The sequence below is a fragment of the Kibdelosporangium aridum genome (assembly GCF_900176515.1).
GTDB lineage: Bacteria > Actinomycetota > Actinomycetes > Mycobacteriales > Pseudonocardiaceae > Kibdelosporangium > Kibdelosporangium aridum.
The window spans coordinates 1,037,360-1,059,106 of sequence record NZ_FWXV01000001.1 but is presented as its reverse complement, the minus strand read 5'-3'; the positions used below and the strand labels follow the sequence as shown (position 1 = coordinate 1,059,106).

24 protein-coding genes are annotated in these 21,747 nt (G+C 67.5%); 8 read left to right on the top strand and 16 right to left on the bottom strand.

Translation table 11 applies throughout. From position 1 onward, the window contains the following. Positions 1-3: 3 nt before the first annotated feature. From prcA to arc, 7 genes are all read right to left on the bottom strand, one after another. Complete coding sequence (gene prcA, locus B9C43_RS04430; protein WP_033393338.1) at positions 4-762, bottom strand: proteasome subunit alpha; 759 nt, start codon at positions 760-762, stop codon at positions 4-6. 36 nt (positions 763-798) lie between these two features. Further along, a complete protein-coding gene (gene prcB / locus B9C43_RS04425) occupies positions 799-1,653 on the bottom strand; it encodes a proteasome subunit beta (RefSeq protein WP_033393340.1) in 855 nt (284 codons plus the stop codon). A gap of 75 nt (positions 1,654-1,728) precedes the next feature. Then, on the bottom strand, positions 1,729-1,923 hold the full coding sequence (locus B9C43_RS04420; protein WP_033393337.1) for a ubiquitin-like protein Pup: 195 nt from the start codon (positions 1,921-1,923) through the stop codon (positions 1,729-1,731). A gap of 93 nt (positions 1,924-2,016) precedes the next feature. Continuing rightward, on the bottom strand, positions 2,017-3,525 hold the full coding sequence (gene dop / locus B9C43_RS04415) for a depupylase/deamidase Dop (RefSeq protein WP_033393336.1): 1,509 nt from the start codon (positions 3,523-3,525) through the stop codon (positions 2,017-2,019). Between the two features lie 9 nt (positions 3,526-3,534). Beyond that, positions 3,535-4,197, bottom strand: a complete 663-nt coding sequence (locus B9C43_RS04410; RefSeq protein WP_033393335.1) for a hypothetical protein — start codon at positions 4,195-4,197, stop codon at positions 3,535-3,537. A 243-nt stretch (positions 4,198-4,440) separates the two neighbouring features. Beyond that, complete coding sequence (locus tag B9C43_RS04405) at positions 4,441-5,346, bottom strand: aldo/keto reductase (RefSeq protein ID WP_084424750.1); 906 nt, start codon at positions 5,344-5,346, stop codon at positions 4,441-4,443. A 63-nt stretch (positions 5,347-5,409) separates the two neighbouring features. Continuing rightward, entirely contained in the window at positions 5,410-7,215 is a 1,806-nt protein-coding gene (gene arc / locus B9C43_RS04400; protein WP_033393339.1) for a proteasome ATPase, read from the bottom strand. 249 nt (positions 7,216-7,464) lie between these two features. Here arc and B9C43_RS04395 point away from each other — a divergent pair, with 249 nt between their 5' ends. The 5 genes from B9C43_RS04395 (at position 7,465) to B9C43_RS04375 (ending at position 10,789) form a co-directional block, all read left to right on the top strand. Next, on the top strand, positions 7,465-8,211 hold the full coding sequence (locus B9C43_RS04395; RefSeq protein ID WP_084424748.1) for an Rv0361 family membrane protein: 747 nt from the start codon (positions 7,465-7,467) through the stop codon (positions 8,209-8,211). A 210-nt stretch (positions 8,212-8,421) separates the two neighbouring features. Continuing rightward, on the top strand, positions 8,422-9,126 hold the full coding sequence (locus B9C43_RS04390) for an Rv0361 family membrane protein (protein WP_084424746.1): 705 nt from the start codon (positions 8,422-8,424) through the stop codon (positions 9,124-9,126). Between the two features lie 10 nt (positions 9,127-9,136). Continuing rightward, positions 9,137-9,619, top strand: a complete 483-nt coding sequence (locus tag B9C43_RS04385; protein ID WP_143446108.1) for a hypothetical protein — start codon at positions 9,137-9,139, stop codon at positions 9,617-9,619. Between the two features lie 34 nt (positions 9,620-9,653). After that, complete coding sequence (locus tag B9C43_RS04380; protein WP_143446107.1) at positions 9,654-10,304, top strand: Rv0361 family membrane protein; 651 nt, start codon at positions 9,654-9,656, stop codon at positions 10,302-10,304. Further along, positions 10,301-10,789, top strand: coding sequence for an Rv0361 family membrane protein (locus tag B9C43_RS04375; protein ID WP_143446106.1), 489 nt, complete (start codon positions 10,301-10,303; stop codon positions 10,787-10,789). The genes B9C43_RS04380 and B9C43_RS04375 overlap by 4 nt, the downstream gene beginning before the upstream one ends. Here the strand turns inward: B9C43_RS04375 and B9C43_RS04370 are convergent. The 4 genes from B9C43_RS04370 to B9C43_RS04355 form a co-directional block, all read right to left on the bottom strand. Continuing rightward, positions 10,786-11,613, bottom strand: a complete 828-nt coding sequence (locus tag B9C43_RS04370; protein WP_033393332.1) for a tRNA (adenine-N1)-methyltransferase — start codon at positions 11,611-11,613, stop codon at positions 10,786-10,788. The genes B9C43_RS04375 and B9C43_RS04370 overlap by 4 nt on opposite strands. Before the next feature lie 62 nt (positions 11,614-11,675). Beyond that, a complete protein-coding gene (locus B9C43_RS04365; protein ID WP_084424741.1) occupies positions 11,676-12,806 on the bottom strand; it encodes a site-2 protease family protein in 1,131 nt (376 codons plus the stop codon). 62 nt (positions 12,807-12,868) lie between these two features. After that, positions 12,869-13,432 carry a TIGR03086 family metal-binding protein gene (locus B9C43_RS04360; protein ID WP_033393325.1) on the bottom strand — a complete coding sequence of 188 codons (564 nt, stop codon included), beginning with the start codon at positions 13,430-13,432 and terminating at the stop codon, positions 12,869-12,871. A gap of 45 nt (positions 13,433-13,477) precedes the next feature. Further along, positions 13,478-14,362 carry a RecB family exonuclease gene (locus B9C43_RS04355; RefSeq protein ID WP_235038423.1) on the bottom strand — a complete coding sequence of 295 codons (885 nt, stop codon included), beginning with the start codon at positions 14,360-14,362 and terminating at the stop codon, positions 13,478-13,480. Between the two features lie 110 nt (positions 14,363-14,472). On the opposite strand from B9C43_RS04355, the gene B9C43_RS04350 reads away from it, so the two are divergent. Beyond that, the gene (locus B9C43_RS04350; protein ID WP_084424738.1) at positions 14,473-15,342 is read left to right on the top strand and encodes an alpha/beta fold hydrolase; all 870 of its coding nucleotides are present in this window, start codon (positions 14,473-14,475) and stop codon (positions 15,340-15,342) included. 129 nt (positions 15,343-15,471) lie between these two features. Here the strand turns inward: B9C43_RS04350 and hisG are convergent, their stop codons facing one another. The 3 genes from hisG to B9C43_RS04335 are packed head-to-tail and all read right to left on the bottom strand — an operon-like array spanning position 15,472 to position 17,284. Beyond that, positions 15,472-16,317 (bottom strand): ATP phosphoribosyltransferase, encoded by an 846-nt coding sequence (hisG, locus tag B9C43_RS04345; protein WP_084424736.1) that lies wholly within the window; start codon positions 16,315-16,317, stop codon positions 15,472-15,474. 12 nt (positions 16,318-16,329) lie between these two features. Further along, a complete protein-coding gene (locus B9C43_RS04340; RefSeq protein ID WP_033393321.1) occupies positions 16,330-16,593 on the bottom strand; it encodes a phosphoribosyl-ATP diphosphatase in 264 nt (87 codons plus the stop codon). Positions 16,594-16,606: 13 nt separating this feature from the next. After that, positions 16,607-17,284, bottom strand: coding sequence for an HAD family hydrolase (locus B9C43_RS04335; RefSeq protein WP_143446105.1), 678 nt, complete (start codon positions 17,282-17,284; stop codon positions 16,607-16,609). Between the two features lie 200 nt (positions 17,285-17,484). Between B9C43_RS04335 and B9C43_RS04330 the strand changes: the two genes are divergently transcribed. After that, positions 17,485-18,387 carry a PAC2 family protein gene (locus tag B9C43_RS04330; protein WP_084424734.1) on the top strand — a complete coding sequence of 301 codons (903 nt, stop codon included), beginning with the start codon at positions 17,485-17,487 and terminating at the stop codon, positions 18,385-18,387. Positions 18,388-18,474: 87 nt separating this feature from the next. Here B9C43_RS04330 and B9C43_RS04325 read toward each other — a convergent pair whose 3' ends face one another. After that, on the bottom strand, positions 18,475-19,491 hold the full coding sequence (locus tag B9C43_RS04325; protein ID WP_084424733.1) for an aldo/keto reductase: 1,017 nt from the start codon (positions 19,489-19,491) through the stop codon (positions 18,475-18,477). A gap of 86 nt (positions 19,492-19,577) precedes the next feature. Here B9C43_RS04325 and B9C43_RS04320 point away from each other — a divergent pair, with 86 nt between their 5' ends. Further along, on the top strand, positions 19,578-20,465 hold the full coding sequence (locus B9C43_RS04320) for a helix-turn-helix transcriptional regulator (RefSeq protein WP_051895934.1): 888 nt from the start codon (positions 19,578-19,580) through the stop codon (positions 20,463-20,465). Here the strand turns inward: B9C43_RS04320 and mshC are convergent. After that, on the bottom strand, positions 20,409-21,647 hold the full coding sequence (gene mshC / locus B9C43_RS04315; protein WP_084424731.1) for a cysteine--1-D-myo-inosityl 2-amino-2-deoxy-alpha-D-glucopyranoside ligase: 1,239 nt from the start codon (positions 21,645-21,647) through the stop codon (positions 20,409-20,411). The genes B9C43_RS04320 and mshC overlap by 57 nt on opposite strands. Between the last annotated feature and the right edge of the window lie 100 nt (positions 21,648-21,747).

Below are 21,747 nucleotides of genomic sequence, written 5' to 3'. Positions count from 1 at the left end.
GTCCTACTTGTCGGTGGCCGGCGGCTCTTCCTCGGCGGCCTTGGGCGGCTCGCTCGTGGGCAGCAGCGCGGTCAGCGCCTCGCCGGAGATCCGGCGGAACGCACGCCGTGGCCTTGCCCGGTCGAGCACTGCCACCTCGAGGTTCTCCGAGGCGAGCAGTCCGCCGTCGCCGCCGTTGTTGCTGTTGCTGCTCGACTTGCTCAGCGCGCGGACAGCGACGTCAACGGCAGCGGGCAACTCCATGCCCTCGCTGTAGGTGTCCTTCAGCGCGGTCACGATCGGGTCGACGTTGCCGCCCATCACCATGAACCGCGACTCGTCGACGATCGAGCCGTCGTAGGTCAGCCGGAACATCTGGTCCTGCTCGGCCGTGACACCGACCTCGGCGACGCAGAGCTCCACCTCGTACGGCTTGAGCTGCTCGGTGAAGATCGCACCGAGCGACTGCGCGTAGACGTTGGCGAGCTGGCGCGCCGAAACGTCCCGGCGGTCGTACGCGAAGCCCCACAGCTCGGCGTGCCTGATGCCGCCGCGGCGCAGGCCTTCGAACTCGCTGTAGCGACCGGCCGCGGCGAACCCGATGCGGTCGTAGAGCTCAGAGACCTTGCGCAGGGTGCTCTTGGCCGGGATCTCCGCGACGAACAGCACGCCACCGGCGTACTTCAGCACGACGACACTGCGGCCCCGCGCGATGCCCTTACGGGCGATCTCGGACTTCTCCCGCATCAACTGCTCGGGCGAGGCGAACAGCGGCATACTCACAGCAGTGGCTCCTGGATCTTGTGCGGACTGGACTCGTTAGCCACGCGGCCGTTGACTGCGGTCGGCGACGACCGCCTCGGCCACCGCACCCGTTTCCTCGTCGGTCAGGCGCACCGCGCCTTCCGGTCCGGTGATGGTGATGATGGACGGGAAGATCCGCCGCGACAGGTCCGGCCCGCCGGTCGCACTGTCGTCCTCGGCGGCGTCGTACAGCGCCTCGACCGCCCACCGGATCGCGGCGGCCTGGTCGCCTTGCGGATCGTAGAGCTTCTTGAGCGCGGACTTGGCGAACAACGAGCCGGAACCGACCGCGTGGAAGCCTGCCCGCTCCTCGTAGCGGCCGCCGACCACGTCGTAGGACACGATCCGGCCGTGCGGCTGGTCCGCGTCGATGTCGTAGCCGACGAACAACGGCACCACTGCCAGGCCGTTCATCGCCATCCCGAGGTTCTCGCGCACCGTCGAGGCGAGCTTGTTCGCCTTACCGTCCAACGACAGCGGCACGCCCTCGATCTTCTCGTAGTACGCGAGTTCCACCGTGTACAGGCGGACCATCTCGACCGCGAGACCCGCGGTGCCCGCGATCCCCACCGCCGAGTAGTCGTCGGTGACGAACACCTTCTCCATGTCGCGCTGAGCGATCAGGTTGCCCGACGTCGCACGCCGGTCACCCGCGAGCAGCACGCCGCCGGAATAGGTCACCGCGACGATGGTCGTGCCGTGCGGGACCTCCGCGAGAGCACTCTGGTTGTTCAGTTCCGCCGCGCGGGCGCCCGGAAGTAGATCGGGCGCCTGCGAGCGCAGGAAGTCGCTGAATGACAATGACGCGGCCGAGAGATAGGCAGCCGGTAGCCCGGTGCCCGCCCCCTGGCGGGTGAAGGTGTGGTCCATGCCCTGCTTTCGTCGCTCTGCTGGTTCCTGCTTACCGGCGGTGCCGATCACCCGCGCTGATCAGGCGCGAGAAGGTTACTCGCCGCCCTTTTGCACGTAGGCGCGGACGAAGTCTTCCGCGTTCTCCTCAAGTACGTCGTCGATCTCGTCGAGGATGGTGTCCACGTCCTCGCCGAGCTTTTCCCTGCGCTCCTGACCGGCAGGCGCACCGTCGACGGCATCGTCGTCGTTGTCGCCGCCGCCCTGGCGCTGGACCTTTTCCTGGGACATCTGGCCTCCCGGTTTTCGACTGGCCTACATGAACATTACCCAGGGGGACCGACATGTGTCCCACAGGTTCACGGGTGTTTCTCCGCCAGTGAACTAACCGCGGGGCGCGCCGGTGAGCGCGTCGACCAGTTCCTCGGCCGTGTCAGCGGCCTCCAACAGGGCTCCGACGTGCGCTTTTGTCCCGCGCAGCGGTTCGAGGGTCGGGATGCGCACCAGCGACTCACGGCCCAGATCGAAGATCACCGAATCCCACGATGCGGCAGCGATCGAAGTCGGGTACTTCTCCAGGCAGCGGCCGCGGAAGTAGGCCCGGGTGTCGCTGGGCGGCTCGGTGATCGCCGCCTGCACCTCGTCCTCGGTGACCAGCCGTTTCATCGAGCCACGGGCCACCAGGCGGTTGTAGAGGCCCTTGTCCAGCCGCACGTCGGAGTACTGCAGGTCGATCAGGGACAGCCGCGGCGAGGACCACTGCAGGTTGTCCCGGGCCCGGAAGCCCTCGAGCAGGCGCAGCTTGGCAGGCCAGTCGAGCCGGTCGGCGCATTCCATCGGGTCACGGCGCAGCGCGTCGATGATCTCCGCCCAGGTCTGCAGCACGTGCCGGGACACCGAGTCCTGGTCGGTCTTCTCGATGTGCTCGGCGGCCATCTCCATGTACGCGGACTGGATGTCCAACCCGGTGAACTTGCGGCCGTTGGACAGCTCGACGACGGTCTTGAGCGTCGGGTCGTGGCTGAGGTTGTGCACCGCGCGGACCGGATCGGCCAGTTTGAGGTGGTCGAACCGGAGCCCGGACTCGATCATGTCGATGACCAGTGCCGCCGTGCCGAGCTTGAGGTAGGTGGAGTACTCGGCGAGGTTCGCGTCGCCGATGATCACGTGCAGCCGCCGGTACTTGTCGGCGTCGGCGTGCGGCTCGTCGCGGGTGTTGATGATGCCGCGCTTGAGCGTGGTCTCCAGGCCGACCTCGACCTCGATGTAGTCCGACCGCTGGGACAGCTGGAACCCGGCCTCCTCGCCGGCCACACCGATGCCGACCCGCCCGGAGCCGCAGATCACCTGGCGGGACACGAAGAACGGGGTGAGCCCGGAGATCACCGAGGTGAACGGCGTGCTCCGGTTCATCAGGTAGTTCTCGTGCGTGCCGTAGCTCGCGCCCTTGCCGTCGACGTTGTTCTTGTACAGCTGCAGCCGGGGCTGACCGGGCACGGTGGCGGCCTTGAGCGCAGCCTCCTCCATCACCCGCTCCCCTGCCTTGTCCCAGATCACCGCGTCACGCGCGTTGGTGACCTCGGGCGCGGAGTACTCCGGGTGCGCGTGGTCGACGTACAGCCGGGCGCCGTTGGTGAGGATGACGTTGGCCGCGCCGAGGTCCTCGACGTCCGGGTCGGACGGGGCCATGCTCGGCGCGCCCAGGTCGAACCCGCGCGCGTCCCGCAGCGGCGACTCGACCTCGTAGTCCCAACGCGCCCGACGGGCACGCGGTATATCGGCTGCTGCCGCGTAGGCAAGCACGACCTGGGTCGATGTCAGTACGGGATTGGCTGTCGCATCGCCAGGTACGGCAATGCCGTACTCGACCTCAGTACCCATGATCCGCCGCATGCGACAAGCCTATGAGTTGCGTGCCAGAGCCGTTGCAGCGAGTGGTGCGATTCGTGTCACCGCGGGCTTGGCCTTGGCCTCCGTGGTGGCCGTGACGACCACGACGGACAGCACGGAACCGTCGGCCTTGAGCACGGTGCACGAGGACTGCCTGCTGCTCGTGGCACACCAGCTGACCTGCCCGTCCGTGACGACAGGGGTGCTGACGCGGACCTCGGCGCCAGCGGACTGGTACTTGCCGCAGTTGAGCTTCGCGCGGGCGGCGGTAACGATTTCACCGGCATTTCCGTCGTACTCCGCCAAGTACTGCCGGACGATCGATCCGGTCGGGTACTCCCACGAGGTCTGATACGCCGACGTCGCCTTACCCAGCGGCGCCTGGCAGTCCGGCAGCGCCGCCTGGACGGCCCGTGACGGGCTCCCGGACGGTTGGACACCTTCCTCAGCGAGGTCCTGCGCCGTCATGGCCACACGGTCCAGCTGCGCGGCTTTGCGCTGGGTTGTCGGCGCGGCGGCCGGGCGCGGGGTCTCTTGCTGTGCGGCCGGTGCGGGCGGAGCGCTGGACGGGGGCGGTTCAGGGTCCTGGTAGTACCGGTTGTCCCGCAGGTCGTTCGGCCGGTCCGAGCAGCTCGCCAACAGCAGCGCCGCACCGACGCCGGCGAGCACGTGCACACGACGCAAGGTGTGTCGTCCCCTTGTTGCGATCTTGGTTGTTTCCCCGAGGCAGACTTTAGTGGTGCCCGTTCAACGAGGTGTCGGCGGCACACCCCGTGCTGAGCTCGCCGACCTGGAAGCCGGTCGTGTCGGGGTGATATAGCCGGCGACGACACCGCGCGATGCCCACTTGGCCCCCTCGTTCGTCGAGCGCGCTTCCCCGCACGGCGGAATGCTGGCCACGTCCCGAGTCTGATGTGGTCAGTTCCAACTCAGTGCCGAGCGGTGTTTCCAGTAGTCCTGTGGCGGCTCGGCGAGGTCTCGCAGCAACTCGTGGTCGACGACGTCCAGTTCGACCGGCATCAGGTTGGCGTACAACTGCGGAACGCTCGCCGCGCCGCTGAGCACCAGATCGGCCCACGGCTGGGCCAAGGCGGCGGCCATCGCGACCGCGTCAGGGCCGGCGCCGTGCCGGATGGCGATTTCCGCGACCGGGCCAGGTGGCTGCATCGCCAGCCGGCCGTTGGCCATGACCTCTTTGAGCATCACCCGTGCGCCTTCGGAATGGGCCTCGGCCAAGGCCGGGCCCGCTGAGGTCTCCAGGAGGTTCCAAGTGGACTGCACCGCCGAGAACAGCCGCTGCCCGTTGACCTCCAGGTCGAACGCGCGCCGGATCGTGTCAGCCTGCGCCGGTCCGCTCGTGGAGAACCCGACAGGTACGCCGATATCCGCCATCCGGGCCTGCAAGTCCTTGTCGGCGAACAACGGGCTGTCGGCGGTCAGCGAATGCACTTGGTACAACGCGACTTCGAGCAGGGCTCGAGTCTCGCTCCACTGGCGCTCGAACCGGGCGAGCGAATGTTCCTTCACTTCGTGCACAGTCGCGTCGGGACGCCAGTCCGCTGTGTACTCGTAGCCCCATTTACTGGAAACAGTCACGTCTGAAACGCCGCGCTCGGCCAGCCACGCGGCCACGAACTGCTCGGCACGGCCATATGACCTCGCCGCGTCAACCCACCGGATTCCGGCCGCGTACGCGGCATCCAGGACCGCGAAACTGGCCTCGCGCATCGCTTGAGGCGTGCGGTCGGCCGGCAAAGCCGTGTCGCGACCGAGGTTGATGTACGCGGGCCGTCCAAGTGCTGCCATGCCCAAAGCGATACGCATGGGCACCAACGTAAACGAGCGCCGCGACCAAGCTGGTCGCGGCGCTCGTCTTGTTCCGGGTTTCTACAGGTACTGGCCGGTGTTGGTGGCCGTGTCGATCGCCCGGCCGGACTCCTGGTTCTTTCCGGTGACGAGCGTGCGGATGTAGACGATCCGCTCGCCCTTCTTGCCGGAGATCCTGGCCCAGTCGTCCGGGTTGGTGGTGTTGGGCAGGTCCTCGTTCTCCGCGAACTCGTCCACGATCGCGTCCAGCAGGTGCTGCACGCGCAGGCCGGGCTGCTTGGTCTCCAGCACCGACTTGATCGCGGCCTTCTTCGCCCGGTCGACGATGTTCTGGATCATCGCGCCGGAGTTGAAGTCGCGGAAGTACAGGACTTCCTTGTCCCCGTTGGCGTACGTGACCTCGAGGAACCGGTTGTCCTCGCTCTCCTCGTACATCCGCTCCACGGTGTGCTGGATCATCGCGTCCAGGCACGCCCGGCGGTCCCCGGCGAACTCGTCGAGGTCGTCGGTGTGGATCGGCAGGGTGGTGGTCAGGTACTTCGAGAAGATGTCCTTGGCCGCTTCGGCGTCCGGACGCTCGATCTTGATCTTCACGTCCAATCGGCCCGGGCGCAGGATCGCCGGGTCGATCATGTCCTCGCGGTTGGACGCGCCGATCACGATCACGTTCTCGAGACCTTCGACACCGTCGATCTCGCTGAGCAGCTGCGGGACGATGGTCGTCTCCACATCGGACGACACACCGCTGCCACGGGTGCGGAAGATCGAGTCCATCTCGTCGAAGAACACGATCACCGGGGTGCCTTCCGAGGCCTTCTCCCGCGCGCGCTGGAAGATCAGCCGGATGTGCCGCTCGGTCTCGCCCACGAACTTGTTGAGCAGTTCGGGACCCTTGATGTTGAGGAAGTACGACTTGGCTTCGCTGTCGCCTTCGCCCCGCGCCAACGCGACCTTCTTGGCCAACGAGTTGGCCACGGCCTTGGCGATGAGTGTCTTGCCGCAGCCGGGCGGACCGTAGAGCAGCACGCCCTTTGGCGGGCGCAGCTCGTATTCCCGGTACAGCTCGGCGTGCAGGAACGGCAGTTCCACCGCGTCGCGGATCTGCTCGATCTGCCGGTAGAGGCCACCGATGTCGGCGTAGTCGACGTCCGGCACCTCCTCGAGCACGAGATCCTCGACCTCTGCCTTGGGCACGCGTTCGTACGCATACCCGGACTTGGTGTCGACCAGGAGAGAATCACCTGGTTTGAGCGGCGCGTCGGCCAGTGGATCGGCCAGCCACACCACCCTCTCCTCATCGGCATGTCCGACCACAAGTGCCCGCAACGAGGCACCATCGGATCCGGCGGCGAGCAGTTCACGCAACGTGCAGACCTCGCCGGTCTGCTCGAAGGTGCCACCCTCCACAACGGTCAGCGCCTCGTTGAGACGCACCGATTGGCCGCGCTTGAGCGTGTCGACCTCGACGGCGGGTGACACTGCCACCCGCATCCGACGGCCCGCGGTGAAGACATCCACCGTGCCGTCCTCATGACCGGCGAGATACACGCCATAGCCGCTGGGCGGCTGCGCTAGCCGATCCACCTCCTCCCGCAACGCCAGCAACTGGCTTCGGGCCTCGCGCAGCGTGTCCACCAACTTGGTGTTGCGCTCAGTGAGCTGCCCAACTCGTTCAGATGCTTCGGCAAGCCTCTGCTCGAGCAGGCGCACATGGCGAGGCGATTCCGTCAACTTGCGGCGCAGCAGTGCGATTTCCTCTTCGAGGAATCGGATCTGCGCGGACTGACTAGTCTCACGGCCCGCGCCTTCATCGGCGCTGTGGTCGTCGGCCTCCTCAGGCCGACTGCCGGGACGGTCGTGCTGCATGGTCGGCACCTCCTCCCGAACTACGTACCCCATACGGTACCGGTGATCACTGACATTAGGAGCTCATCCAGATGTCGAGATCGGCGCGTCGATGTCAAGAAACCCCCGCTCGGAGGGATTCAATGCTCCATCCCGGTGTAGTAGGGAACCTCACACCAGCTACGGTGCGTCCAGTACTAGTCCGATGGCGCCCGGGCGAGCGCCGTTGAAACATGACATGTACACGATCGCCACAGCTAGGAGAACGTAATGTCTCAACCGCCGCAGCAGCCGGGCGGATACGGCGACCAGCCCGGTTACGGCCAGCAGCCGGGATATGGCCAGCAGCCTGGCGGCGGCTACCCGCAGCAGCCGGGTGGATACCCACAGCAAGGTGGCTATCCGCAGCAACAGCCGGGCGGGAACTTCCCGCCATCCGGGCCGCAGCCGGCACAGCAGCAGCCGGGCGGCCACTACCCGCCTTCGGGCCCGCAGCCGGCGCAGCCCGGCTATGACCCGAACAACCCGTATGCCCAGCAGCAGGGCGGCTACCCGCAGCAGCCCGGCCAGTTTGGACAGCCCGGCTTCGAGCCGCCGAAGAAGAAGAGCCCACTGCCGTGGATCCTCGTCGGTGGCGCGGTGGTCGTGATCGGTGTCGTGGTCACGCTGATCTTCGTCCTGGGGAACGGAGGCGGCACGGGCTCGGCCAGTGCCACGGCGGACGCTCTGGTCACGGCGATGAACAACAAAGACGTGGAAGCGGCGAAGAAGGTCTCCTGCAACCCCGATGAGGCGGGCGGCCAAGAGGTGCTGGACCAGCTGAAGGCAGGCGGCATCGACTTCAAGCTCTCGGTCGCCGAGGCACCGAAGGAGAACGGTGACACCGCGACCGGCAAGCTGAAGTTCGACATCACGGTCCAGGGTGCGAGCGTCTCGCTGAACACGGAGTTCACCTTGCGCAAGAACGGTGGCAACTGGTGTGTCGCCGAGATCAAGGAACCGCAGATGGGCAGCTGACCAAGCGCGAACTTGGATGACCAACTGGCGAGAGGCCCGGACCGCGGTGGCGGTCCGGGCCTCTCGGGCGTAACCGGGCGATCACCATCGGGTGAAGTAGCCGGTTCGTTACCGGCGCGGCACGGGTTTTCCCGCGAAAGTCCCAGCGGAGCGGGCCGGACTCACTTACGGTGACGTCGCGATCTAGGCCTTCGGAAGACTGGGACTTTCATGACTTACCCGCCACAGCAGCCAGGGCCGTACGGCCAACCCGATCCGTACGGTCAGCAGCCCGGTTGGCAGCAAGGCGGTTACGGCCAGCCGCAGCAGCAAGGTGGCTACGGGCAACCGCAGCAGCCAGGCTGGGGCCAGCAACAACCGGGCTGGGGTCAGCAGCCCGGCTATCCGGGCGGGATGCCACCGCAGAAGAACAAGAACGGCCTGATCATCGGCTTGGCCATCGCGGGTGTCCTGGTTGTGGGCGGTGGCGTGACGGCGATCCTTCTGCTGACGGGCGGCGACGACAGCTCCACGCCCGCCGCGCAGACCACCTCCGCCCAGCCGAAGTCCGACTCCGCACAGGGTGTGGTCGACGAGGTCATCAAGGCGGTGGACAAGAAGGACAGGGACGCCGCGACGAAGACGTTGTGCGACCCCAGCAAGCCGAGTCCGGCGTTCGAGCTGGGCAGGATCCCTGCCGACGTCACACTGCAGACCAGTCTCGTCGGCGAGGTCACCGAGAGCGGGGACAACGCGCGGGCCAGGCTCAACATCAAGGTCACCGAGGTGGGCAAGGCGCGGCCGAGCACCAGGCCGATGTCGCTCACCTTGCAGAAAGAGGCAGGCAAGTGGTGCGTGAGCCGGGCGACGCTCGGCAGCTCCGACAGCCCGTCGACGTCGCGCAGGTCCACATCCACGACTTCCCCGACCAACTAGGGTTGTGCGGGTGCGAGAGCCCGCGAGACGCCGCACGACCGCAATGGTCATCACGGGCATGGTGCTGGGCGGGGCCGGAACTCTGACGTACTTCGTCATCTCGCGCCCCGACCCGCCGCCCGCGACTCCCCCGGCCGCCGCGGGGACCGGACCCACTTCGCCGGAGAGCATCGCGAAGGCCGTCATCGACCGGCTCAACGCCAAGGACCTCGACGGTGTGATTGAGCTCACATGCGCACAGGGAAAGTCAACCGGGCGTCGTGAGCTGATGAAAGCCGTGCCGCACTTGGACCCCGCCTCCCCGGCGACCACTCGCGCCAAGCCGATCGCGTTCGAACTGGGGCAGCTGAGCAAGTTCCCGGACGGCTACGTCGCCTCGTTCACCGTCCGGTTCGACGGCGCCGAGCAGGACGGCACGATGCGCATTCAGCTCAGTGCCGACAAGTGGACGTTGTGCGGCCTCGACTCGCCCCGCATCGGCGGGGTCGGGTGACGCTCATTTCACAGCCGCCGGATACGGTGTGGGCATGGCCGAGCCCGAGAAACCTGAGGCCGACAAGCCTGCCGAACCCGAGACCGTCCAGATCAGCCCGCCCGCGTCGAAAGCCAGCCGGATCCGTTTGATCATCGCCATCGGGCTGGCGGTTGTGGTGCTGGCAGGCGGCGGTGTCGCGCTCGCGATCGTGGCGTCCCGGCCCAACCCCGAGGACATCGCGCTGCAGCAGGAGAAGGCCGCGGCGCGGGACGTCGTGCAGCGGTTCGCCACGTTGCTGGAGAAGGGCCGCAACGACGGCGCGTTCACACTGTCCAAATCGGAAGTGCAAGCGCTGATCTGCGAACAGGAGCAGGAAGCGCTCGACCAGGAATGGCAGGACCGGGAGAGCAAGGAACTCATGCGGTCCTACGCGCCGACGCCGTCGTCGCGCCTCTCGATCACCGTGAAGGACGTCCAGATCGAGGGTGACAAAGGACGCGCCACGCTCGTCGGCGGCACGGAGAACGTCCGCGCCGACCAGGATTACGCGCTGGTCAAGGAAGAGACCGGCTGGAAGGTCTGTGGTGTGACGTTCCGGCCGAGGCCGAGCACCACCCGGCCCACGGAGACCACACCTCCGGCCGCACCAAGCGAACCGACGCCGACCGTACCGTCCACTTCGGAAACAACGCCCGCGCGATGATCCAGAAGAGGCCGCGCGCGGCGAAGATGGGACCGCTGGGGCGGACCGAGGAAACCAAGCGCCGCAACGGTGTGATCTTGGTCGTCGCCGCGACGGTGCTCGTCGCCGGGATCGTGGTCGGCGGCATCCTGCTGTTGACCGGCGGCAGTTCGGCCGACGAACCGACGACGGTCGCCAGGGAGTTCGCCGAGATCTACCAGCGCGGGCTGAACACCTCGGGCCGTGACGTCAATGTGGACGATTTCGAACCGTTGGTGTGCAAGCAGAACATGCAGCAGCTGCGGGACGCGTTCGCCGCGAAGGAGAATCCCGTCCCCGGCGCGCCGCAGTTCACCTTGACGGTCAAGGACGTCACCACCGACGGCGACAAGGGCAAGTTCACCATGGGCACGAAGGTGACCGCGCCCGGCACGCCGGAGCAGAACGAGGACGAGCCGTTCGATCTGGTCAAAGAGGACGGCGACTGGCGGGTCTGCGGGCTTTAGTGCTTGCCCGACCGACGCTGAACCCTAGGTGCGACAACACCGTCGGCCAGCCTTCGAGCGGTCAGCAGGAACGCGGTGTGCGCGATCATCCGGTGGTCCGGGCGCACGGCGAGACCAACCACGTGCCACGGCCGCTGCAGTGTCTCCCACGACTGCGGCTCGGTCCAGCATTGCTGTTCCCGCAACGCTTCGGTCACCCGCGACAACTGCGTGACGGTCGCGACGTAGACCACCAGGACCCCGCCGGGAATCAGGTTCTGCTTGACGACGTCGAGCATTTCCCACGGCGCCAACATGTCCAGCACGACCCGGTCCACTTCCCCGGTGTGCGTGGCCAGATCGGCGACGTTCAGCGTCCAGTTCTCGGGCTGCTCACCGAAGAACTGGACCACGTTGCGCCGCGCGTGATCGGCGTGGTCGTCACGGATCTCGTAGGACGTCACACTGCCCGTCTCGCCGACCGCACGCAGCAGTGAGCACGTCAACGCGCCCGATCCAGCGCCCGCTTCCAGAACGCGCGCGCCCGGGAAGATGTCGCCCCACATGACGATCTGGGCGGCGTCCTTGGGGTAGATCACCTGCGCGCCGCGCGGCATGGACAGCACGTAGTCCGGCAGCAGCGGCCGCAGCGCCAGGAACGACGTGCCGCCGACCGACGTGACCACCGAGCCCTCGGGGGCACCGATCAGGTCGTCGTGCGCCAGCGCGCCGCGATGCGTGTGGTACTGGCCGCCTTCTTCAAGCACCAGCGTGTAATGCCGGCCTTTCGGGTCGGTCAGTTGTACCCGGTCACCTTTACGGAACGGGCCGCTCGCCCTGCTCACCGACACCTGCGCTCTACTCCCTGTTGGCCCGTCTGGCCACATATCGTGGCATCCCGCCCCGATCAGGCGTTACGCAGGGCTGCTTTGAGGTCTTCCCGGCGCAGCACGCCGGACGGGCGGCCTTCTTCGTCGACGACGAGGAACTGCCACGCGGCGGTCTCGGCGACCCGTTCGATGATCTCCTCGCCCGGTTCGGAGTCGAGCAGGACCATCTCCGGCCGGATCGGCTCGGCGGCCTGTTCCGCCGGGGACAACGGCGACTGGCTGGCGAGCCGCTCCGCGGTCTCCCGGTCGAGCAACCCGGCCGCGACACCGTCCGCGCGCACGAGAACCACGCCACGGCCTGCCGAGGCACCCAGCGCGTCCGCGACCGGGCTCTCCGCCGGAAGCTGCAGGACGGGCTGGACGAGGTCGGCCAGCCGCAGGCCCTCCGGCCACGTCCGGCGCTGTTCGGCGGAGAACTCTCCCGCCGCGCCCGCGACCACGAACCACGCTGTCAGCAAGCAGACGCCGAGCCGCAGCCACTTGTCCGGGCTGTCGTCCGCGATGCCGAACATCGCCCAGACCAGCAGTGCGGCGGCGACGAGCCCACCACCGAGGGCGGCCGCGAACGTGCCTTTCGAGCGGCGCCCGGTCAGCGCCCAGATCCCCGCGCGCAGCATCCGGCCACCGTCCAGCGGCAGCCCTGGCAGCAGGTTGAACACGGCGACCACGAGGTTCGCGGCCGTGCATTCGAGCAGCAGGACCCAGATCGCGCCATCGTCCGGGCCGATCAGCAGCGCCATCCCGAACAACGCGGCGAGCACGACGGACACGCCCGGACCCGCCGCGGCCACGAGGCCTTCGTGCGCGGGTTTGCGGGGTGTTCTGGCGACTTCCGAGATCCCGCCAAGCAGGAAGAGCCGGACCCGACGGACCGGCAGGCCGAACCGCAACGCCACCACGCAGTGCCCGAGTTCGTGAGCGAGCACGGACGCGCCAAGCAGGATCGCGAAGGCAGACGCGAGCAACAGGGCGGTGCCGTCGCTGACGCCGGGCATCAGCCGGTCGACCAACGGTGTGTAGAGCAGCACGACGGCGAACGCGCCGATCCACCACGACGGCGCCAGCAGCACCGGCACACCGGCGACCCGGAACAGCAGCAAGCCGCCGTCGCCACCGGCGACGCGGCCACTCCTGCGGATCGTGGTCATGGTGTCGAGCCTAGGGGGCCTGATGTTGAACTGCCGTGTGCCGCGCTACGGAATACGTGTCGTCAAGGAATTCGGCCCAAGAAAGCAACCAATCGGTCGCCCGGCCGGGCCAAGCAGCTCATCGGAACCGGTGCGGCGAACCGGTCCGGCCGGTCGTGATCGGTCACGAACAGCTCGGCGAGCTGCAGCAGGTCCTCGGCGAGTTCGTCGGGCACAGGCCTGTTGACGCCGCACGCCCTGGCCACGTCCCAGCCGTGGGTGGTGATCTCCACGGCTCCCGCGCAGCTGACGATCGCGCCGGTGAGCTGCCGGTCGGCGATCGACACAGTGGACCGGGTGGACGCCGTCCACGCTCCGATCAGGTGACAGGCCCGGTCCTTGAGCTCGGCGACAAGATCAGCCGCGGGGTCGCCGGTCGCCGCCTCCAGCCCGACGTGTCCACTGTCGACGGCCTCGTGCAACGCGGCGAGCGAGTCGTTCATGTGCCGCAGCAACGCCTTCAGGTCCCACGCCCGGCAGGGCGTCGGATGGCCGAGGACCTCGGGCTTGACGAGCAGCAAGCTGCCGAGCGCGTACCCGACGGCCCGCTCCAGCAGCTCAGCCCCGCCGATCAGTGGTGGAGTCACACATGTTGAGACCCCGATCGGTCCAGAAACTAATCGGCGCGGAAACTAATCGGCGCGGTCGAGGACCGTCTCGGTACCGGAGTCGGGTTCGGGCCAGCCGGGGTACTCCGGTGGGGTACCGCCGAATTCCGGGCAGAACGCCTTGTGGTCGCAGTAGTCGCAGAGCCTGCTCTTGTTCGGCCGGAAGTCGCCGGTCTTGGCCGCGCGCATGACGGCGTCCCAGATCGCTTCCAGCGTGCGCTCGAAGCGCTTGAGTTCGGCTTCGTCCGGCGTGTACGCGAGGGACTGCCGGTCGGAGAGGTACATCAGGCGCAGCTGCCTGGGCACCACTCCGCGCAGGCGCCACAACACCAGCGCGTAGAACTTCATCTGGAACAGGGCTTTGGCCTCGCCGATTTCCCGGGGCGCGGCGCCGGTCTTGTAGTCGACGACCCGGATCTCACCGGTCGGCGCGACGTCGAGGCGGTCGATGTATCCCCTGAGCAGCACGCCGGACGGCAGCTCGGACTCGACCAGCAGCTCGCACGCCTCGGGTTCGAGCCTGCGCGGGTCCTCGAGGGTGAAGTAGCCGTCGATCAGCTCGCCTGCCGAGGCGAGCCAGTCGTCGAGGCTTTCGCCGTCGCTGAACAGCTGACCGGCCAGTTCGGGGGCCTCTTCGGTGAGTTTGGCCCACGCCGGCTGCAGGAGCTTGTGCGCGGTGGCGGGGACCCGTTCGGCGGCGGGCAGGCCGTAGAGCTGTTCGAGGACAGCGTGCACGACCGTGCCGCGCATCTGGGCCTTGCTCGGCGTTTCGGGCAACCGGTCGACGGCACGGAATCTGTAGAGCAACGGGCACTGCTTGAAATCGCTGGCGCGGGAAGGGGACAAAGCGGGCCGCCGCCGCACCTCGGCCGCCACTTCCACTGGGACCGCTTCTTCAGGCACCGTCACGCCCGAAACACTAGGCGAGGGGTCTGACAGTTCTGGAAACGCCATGGCAACAAGTCGTCGTCGCAGGTCTAGCCGCTGCGAGCCGGGCACTTCGGCGGCACGATGACAGTGTGACGATTCTCGATCTGCCGGACGGGCGTGTGCTGGACGTGCTTGTCACCGGGCCGGACGACGGCGTACCGCTGGTGTTCAACCACGGGACACCGAGTTCTGTCGTCCAGTTCAGCTACATCCAACGAGCCGCACACGAGCGTGGCCTGCGGCTGGTGACGTTCTCACGCGCCGGATACGGCAAGTCAACGAGACAACCGGGCCGGGACATCGCCGCGGCGGCGCCTGACGTGGCCGCGATCCTCGACCACCTTGAGGCACCGAAATGCGTGGTCGCCGGGTGGTCCGGAGGCGGACCGCACGCGTTGGCGTGCGCCGCGCTGTTGCCCGATCGGGTGGCCGGTGCGATGTCCGTCGCCGGAGTGGCCCCGTGGGGACAGCCGGACCTGGATTTCCTCGCCGGAATGGGCGAGCCGAACATCGAGGAGTTCTCGCTCGCGGCGAAAGGCGAAGGCGTCCTGCGGCCCGCGTTGGAAGAAGCGGCGCCAGCGATGGCGACCAACGATCCGGCCACGGTGGCGGCAGGCTTCGCGGGCCTGCTGTCAGCGGCCGACGAAGCGGCGATGACAGACGAGTTCACGCGTGACATCGCGGCGATCTTCGCCGAAGCCATTGGCACGAGCGTGAACGGCTGGCTGGACGACGACCTGGCATTCGTCAAGCCGTGGGGCTTCGACGTCGCGGACATCGCCGTGCCGACATTCATCTGGCAGGGCACCGAAGACTGGATGGTCCCCTTCGCACACGGCGAATGGCTCGCCGCCCACGTCCCGAACACCGTGGCACACCTGGAAAACGGCGCAGGCCACATGTCCATTATGGACAACGCGTACACCACGGGACTCGACGAACTCGTAAAAACGCTGTGACAGTTCCAGACGGGCAGCGAATGCCCGGCAGATCGACACGTTGACTACAACGCCCGCCATCGCGGACGTGTGTTTTCTGTGCCGGTCCCCGCGCGGTGACCATGTGAGTCACCGCGCGGCTGTCGTGTGTTAGAGGCGGCAGGAGCGGATGTCGGAGGCGAGGATGGCCTTGGCGCCGATCGCGGCCAGTTCGTCCATGATCGGGTTGGCCCGCTTGCGCGGCACCATCGCCCGCACCGCCACCCAGTCCGGGTTGGCCAGCGGCGCGACCGTCGGCGATTCCAGGCCGGGAGTGACTTCCAGGGCGTTGTCCAGCAAGGTCTTCGGGCAGTCGTAGTCCAGCATCATGTACTGCTGGGCGAAGACCACACCCTGCAACCGTGCCGTCAGCTGCTCGGCTTCCGGGGACGGGTTCACTCCCGCGCGCGTGACGAGCACGGCCTCCGACACGCAGATCGGCTCACCGAACGCGACCAGGTTGTGCTGCCGCAAGGTCCGGCCCGAGCCGACGACGTCCGCGATGGCGTCGGCCAGGCCGAGTTGCACCGAGATCTCCACGGCGCCGTCCAGCCGGATCACGTCCGCTTTGATCCCGTGCTTGCCCAGGTCGTCGCGGACCAGCCGGGGGTATGCGGTCGCCAGGCGCTTGCCGTCCAGGTCGGCCAGGGTCCAGTCCCGGCCTGCCGGGGCGGCGTAGCGGAACGTCGACGCGCCGAAGCCAAGGCTGAGCCGCTCCTGCACCGGCGCACCGGACTCCTGTGCGAGGTCACGGCCGGTGATGCCCAGGTCCAGGTCGCCGGAGCCGACGTATGCGGCGATGTCCTTCGGCCGCAGGAAGAAGAATTCGACCTCGTTGGTCGAGTCGAGCACGGTGAGGTCGCGCTGCTCGCCTCGCTGCCGGTAACCGGCCTCGGCCAGCATCTCCGACGCGGACGCGGCCAGTGACCCCTTGTTGGGCACGGCGACACGCAACATGGCAAAGACTCCTCAGAGATAGCGGTAGACGTCGTCGAGGGTCAGTCCGCGCCCGATCATGAGCACCTGGACCCGGTAGAGCAGCTGGGAGACCTCCTCAGCCAGATGCTCGTCGTCCTCATGCTCGGCGGCCAGCCACACCTCGCCGGCCTCTTCCAGCACCTTCTTGCCCTGCGCGTGCACACCCGCATCCAGCGCCGCCACGGTGCCCGACCCAGCAGGACGGGTCCGCGCGCGCTCACTGAGCTCGGCGAACAGTTCGTCGAACGTCTTCACAGCTGGGATCTTTTCATCCCAGCTCGACGGCGCTCAAAGCGCCGAGGGTGAACGCATCCACACCAACGAGCGAATTCCGGACGGTCCATCGCTCGCCAGGCGCGATCGGCACCTCGGCCGGCACGACCAGCACAGTGCAGCCCGCGGCCACGGCCGACTGCATGCCCATCGGCGAATCCTCGATCGCAACGCACCTATCAGCGGGAACACCCAGCAGGTCGGCGGCCATCAGGTACGGCGCCGGGTCGGGCTTGTTGCGGCCACCGACCTCGTCGCCGCAGATCGTGGCGGCGAAGAAAGACCGCCCGATCGAGTCGAGCGCGACCTCGGTGAGCGCGCGCTCGGTCGATGTGACCAAGGCCATGGGCACGTTGTTGTCGCGTAGTGACTCAAGGACCTCACGAGCACCGGGCCGCCACGGCAGGCTCAGGCGGAACAGCTCCATCGTGCGTTCGGTCAGCCACGCCGCCGCCTTGTCCATCGCGGCGGGGTCCGGCTCGAGGCCCAGCGAGCCGAAGATCTCCAGCATGGTGTTCTCCATGTTGGAGCCGACGACCGCGTCCCTGGTCTGCTGCGACAGCCGGCCGCCGAGCTGTTCGGCCAGCTCGTGCAGGCCGATGTCCCAGAGCTTCTCCGAGTCGATCAGCGTCCCGTCCATGTCCCACAGCACGGCCTCAGGCACGCGTGTCAACGAATCCCCCTTCGCGTTCGCTCATGCTTGTCTTCAGTGGTGTACCACGCGGGTATCCCTCGATGTGGTGAATGTGACCGTCGCACCACCCGCGATCGCGACACGCTCAGCGAGGGCGTCAAGCAGCGCAAATGGCATGTCAACAGGGTACGTAGCGCTGCTGTGGTCCAACTGCCCGCTCGGGGTCGTAGGCTTGGCAAGTGACCGATCACGACCCGCAGAGCACCGCCGGCACTCCAGCGCTCGTCGAGCCTGTTCTCGTTGCCGCCTTCGAAGGATGGAATGACGCTGGCGACGCGGCGAGTACGGCGATCGAACATCTCCAACTGACCTGGGACGCGTCCCCGCTGGTGGACATCGACCCGGACGACTACTACGACTTCCAGGTGACCCGGCCGACGGTCAAGCTGGTGGACGGCGTGACCCGGCGAGTGGAGTGGCCGACGACCCGGCTGTCCTCGTGCCGCCCGCCTGGCTCGAACCGCGACATCGTCCTCGTGCACGGTATCGAGCCGAACATGCGCTGGCGGAAGTTCTGCGCCGAACTGCTCGAACACATCGAACGCCTCGGCGTGACCACGGTCGTCACCCTGGGTTCGATGCTGGCCGACACGCCCCACACCCGCCCTGTCCCGGTGACCGGAACAGCGTATGACGCCGCGTCCGCCGCCAGGTTTGGCCTCGAAAGGTCCCGCTATCAGGGCCCGACCGGCATCGTGGGCGTGCTGCAGGACGCGTGCGTGCAGGCCGGGATCCCAGCGATCTCGCTGTGGGCCGCGGTGCCGCACTACGTCTCGCAGCCCCCGTCGCCGAAGGCCACGCTCGCGCTGTTGCACCGCGTCGAGGAGGTCCTGGACGTGGAAGTGCCCCTCGGGGCCCTGCCGGAGCAGGCCGACGAGTGGCAGCGCACGGTCAGCGAGATGGCCGAGGAGGACGAAGACGTCAGCAACTACGTCCGCGCCCTCGAAGAGCGCGGCGACGCGGCGATCACCCTGAACGAGACCAGCGGTGACGTCATCGCGGCCGAGTTCGAGCGCTACTTGCGTCGCCGCCGCCACGGCGGCCCCGGCCGCGGACCACGGTCCCAAGAGGGTCCGTCATAGGAGAGGCTTGTCCGCGATGGCGGGCGTCAGCCACCCGTCCGGAAGCAACACGTAAACCGCGCGGCGACACAGTCACCGCGCGGGCCTTCACAGCCGACGAAGGCGTTTGTCGGCGATGGCGGGCGGCGTGTAGTACGAGTCGCTCTGCCGGAGTGTGACGCCGGGCGGGACGATTTCGTCGATCTTGTCCAGGATCTCCTCGCTGAGGCGGATGTCCGCGCCCGCGAGGAGGTCCGTCAGGTGATGCGGCTTGCTCGCACCGATGATCACCGACGTCACGCCTGGGTGGGCGAGGACGAAAGCGAGAGCCATGTGCGGCAACGACATTCCGGCATCACCGGCTAGTTTGGACAGTTGTTCGACCGCTGCCAGCTTGGTCTGGTTCGCTGGGTCCGACAGGTCGTAGATGTCGCCGGCGATCTGTGCGCGTTGGCCGGTTGCTGCTGCGGGCGATACGCGGCCGGACAACCATCCGCCCACCAGCGGACTCCAGGTCAGTACGCCCATGTTGTAGCGCTGGGTGGTGGGTAGGACGTCGCGTTCGATGCCGCGCATCAGGATCGAGTACGGCGGTTGCTCCGCGCGGAACCGTTGGTAGCCGCGCCTTTCCGCCGCCCACTGGGCTTCGACTATCTGCTCGGCCGGGAAGGTCGAGGAGCCGATCGCGCGGACTTTTCCTTCGCGCACCAGGTCCGTCAACGCCGACAACGACTCCTCGATGTCAGTGTCCGGGTCCGGCCGGTGCATCTGGTAAAGGTCAATGTAATCCGTGTCCAGCCTGCGCAGACTTTCCTCTACCGCTCGCTTGATCCACCGCGGTGAGCCGCCGCGCTGGTTCGGGTCGTCACCCATCGGGAAGAAGAACTTCGTGGCCACCACCACGTTGTCGCGCCTGCCCTTCAGCGCCTTGCCGACGATCTGCTCGGACTCTCCCCTTGAGTAGTAGTCCGCCGTGTCGATGAAGTTGATGCCCGCGTCCAACGCGGTGTGGATCATCCGGATCGACTCGTCGTGATCGGCGTTCGCGAACTCGCCGAACGTCATCGCACCGAGCGCGAACTCGCTCACCGAGATGCCGGTGCCGCCAAGAACCCTGTATTCCATGACGTCCACCAAACCCGTGCGGCCAGGTTCGTGACAGGGTCTGCCAGTACCCCGCACGATCGACGCATTCGCCCTACGCTGGAAGGATGAACACCGACCTCCGGGAGTTTCTGCGCTCGCGCCGCGCCAGGGTGACGCCTGAGGAAGTCGGTCTGCCGAACCTGCCGGGCACGCGCCGGGTGCCCGGCCTGCGCCGCGAGGAAGTCGCACAACTCGCCGGAGTGAGCGTGGACTACTACGTCCGGCTGGAACGCGGCAAGAACGTCAACGTGTCGGAGTCGGTGCTGGACGCGTTGGCGAGAGCGTTGCTGCTGAACGAAACCGAGCGCACCTATCTGTACACAGTGGCCAAACCGACGCGCAGGACACGGCCCATGCCGCCGCAACGGGTCCGGCAAGGGCTGCGGCTGGCGTTGGAGTCGATGTCCGACATCCCGGTGATGCTGTTGGGTCGCCGGATGGACGTGCTGGCGACGAACCTGCTGGCTCGCGCGCTGTACAAGGACTTCGACGCGGCGCCGCCGCACGAGCGCAACATAGCCAGGTACATGTTCCTCGACCCGGCCGCGCGCGAGGTCTACGTCGACTGGGCGGACGGCGCGCGCAATGCTGTGGCAGGCCTGCAGTTCTACGCCGGGCAGCACCCGCATGACCCGGAGCTGGCCAAGCTCGTCGGTGAATTGTCGGTACGGGACGCGGATTTCCGGCGCTGGTGGGCCGACCACGACGTGTTCCGGCACGGACATGGCACGAAACGCCTGCACCACCCGGTCGTCGGCGAGCTCACGGTGTTCTACGAGTCCCTGATCCCGCGCGACGACCCGGACATGATGATCGCGATGCACACGGTCGAGCCGGGCTCGCCATCAGAGCAGAGCATGCGGCTGCTGGCGAGCTGGGCGGCTTCGGCCATGGGCTCAAATGTCGATGCCGAGCAGAGCGTCGACGGCGTCTCGGAACTGCGCGGGAGCTGACGGGTCGTTACCCCGGCCGGCGAGCGCTTCGTCGGCCCACGCGTCCACCGCCCGCAGCGCGTTCGGCGTGTCCAAGTCGTTGGACAGGTGGTCACGCAGCCGCGTGATGGTGTCCGTGGCGTCCGGCCCGGACTCCAGCAGTGCCGCGTCCCGCCAACGACCCAGCCGCCGCTCCCCGTCCGCGAGCAGGTCGGCGGTCCACGGCCGGTCTTCGCGGTAGTGCCCGGCGAGCAGAGCCAGCCGCACCGCCGCCGGGTCCACCCGGTCGGCCCGCAACCGCGACACGAACACGAGGTTGCCGCGGGACTTGGACATCTTCTCCCCGTCCAAGCCGATCATCCCGGCGTGCACGTAGTGCCGGGCGAACGGGAACTCACTGCTCAGTGCCTCGGCATGGGCGGCACTGTTCTCGTGGTGCGGGAAGATCAGGTCCGAGCCGCCGCCCTGGACGTCGAAAGCCGACCCCAGCCGGTTCAACGCGATGACCGAGCACTCGACGTGCCACCCGGGCCGTCCAGCCCCGATCTCGCTCTCCCACGACGGCTCATTCGGCCGCGCCACCCGCCACAGCAAAGCGTCCAACGGGTGCCGCTTGCCTGGCCGATCGGGGTCGCCGCCGCGCTCGGCGAACAGTTCGAGCATGGTCGGCTCGTCGTAGCGGGACTCGTAACCGAACCGGCCAGTCGCGGTGTGGTCGAAGTAGATGTCTGGGTACTCGGAGTCCTCGACGCGGTACGCGTGCCCCGCGGCCAGCAGCTTGCTGATCGCCTCGACGATCTCGGGAATCGCCTCGACCGCACCGATGTACGAGCGCGGCGGCAAGACCCTGAGCGCGACCATGTCCTCACGGAACAGCGCGGTTTCCCGCATACCGAGAACAACCCAGTCATCCTGGTCCCGCTCGGCCCGCTCCAACAGCGGGTCGTCGATGTCGGTGACGTTCTGGACGTAGTTGACCTCGTGCCCGTTGTCCAGCCAGACCCGGTGGATCAGGTCGAACGCGAGGTAGGTGGCGGCGTGGCCCAGGTGGGTCGCGTCGTACGGCGTGATTCCGCAGACGTACAGGCCGGCAGTCTTGCCGGGCGCGGTTGGCCGCACCTCACCGGTGGCGGTGTCGTAGAGCCGCAGTGGCCGTGGCGTCCCTGCCACACGTGGAACCGGTGTCGTTGCCCATGTCTGCATGTCAGTCAGGTTAATAGGCGGCCATGCATGTGAGCTGGCCGCTCACAGGTTGGGAGGATCACAGTCCCAGTGAGCGGCCAGCGGGCAATAGGGTGAATCC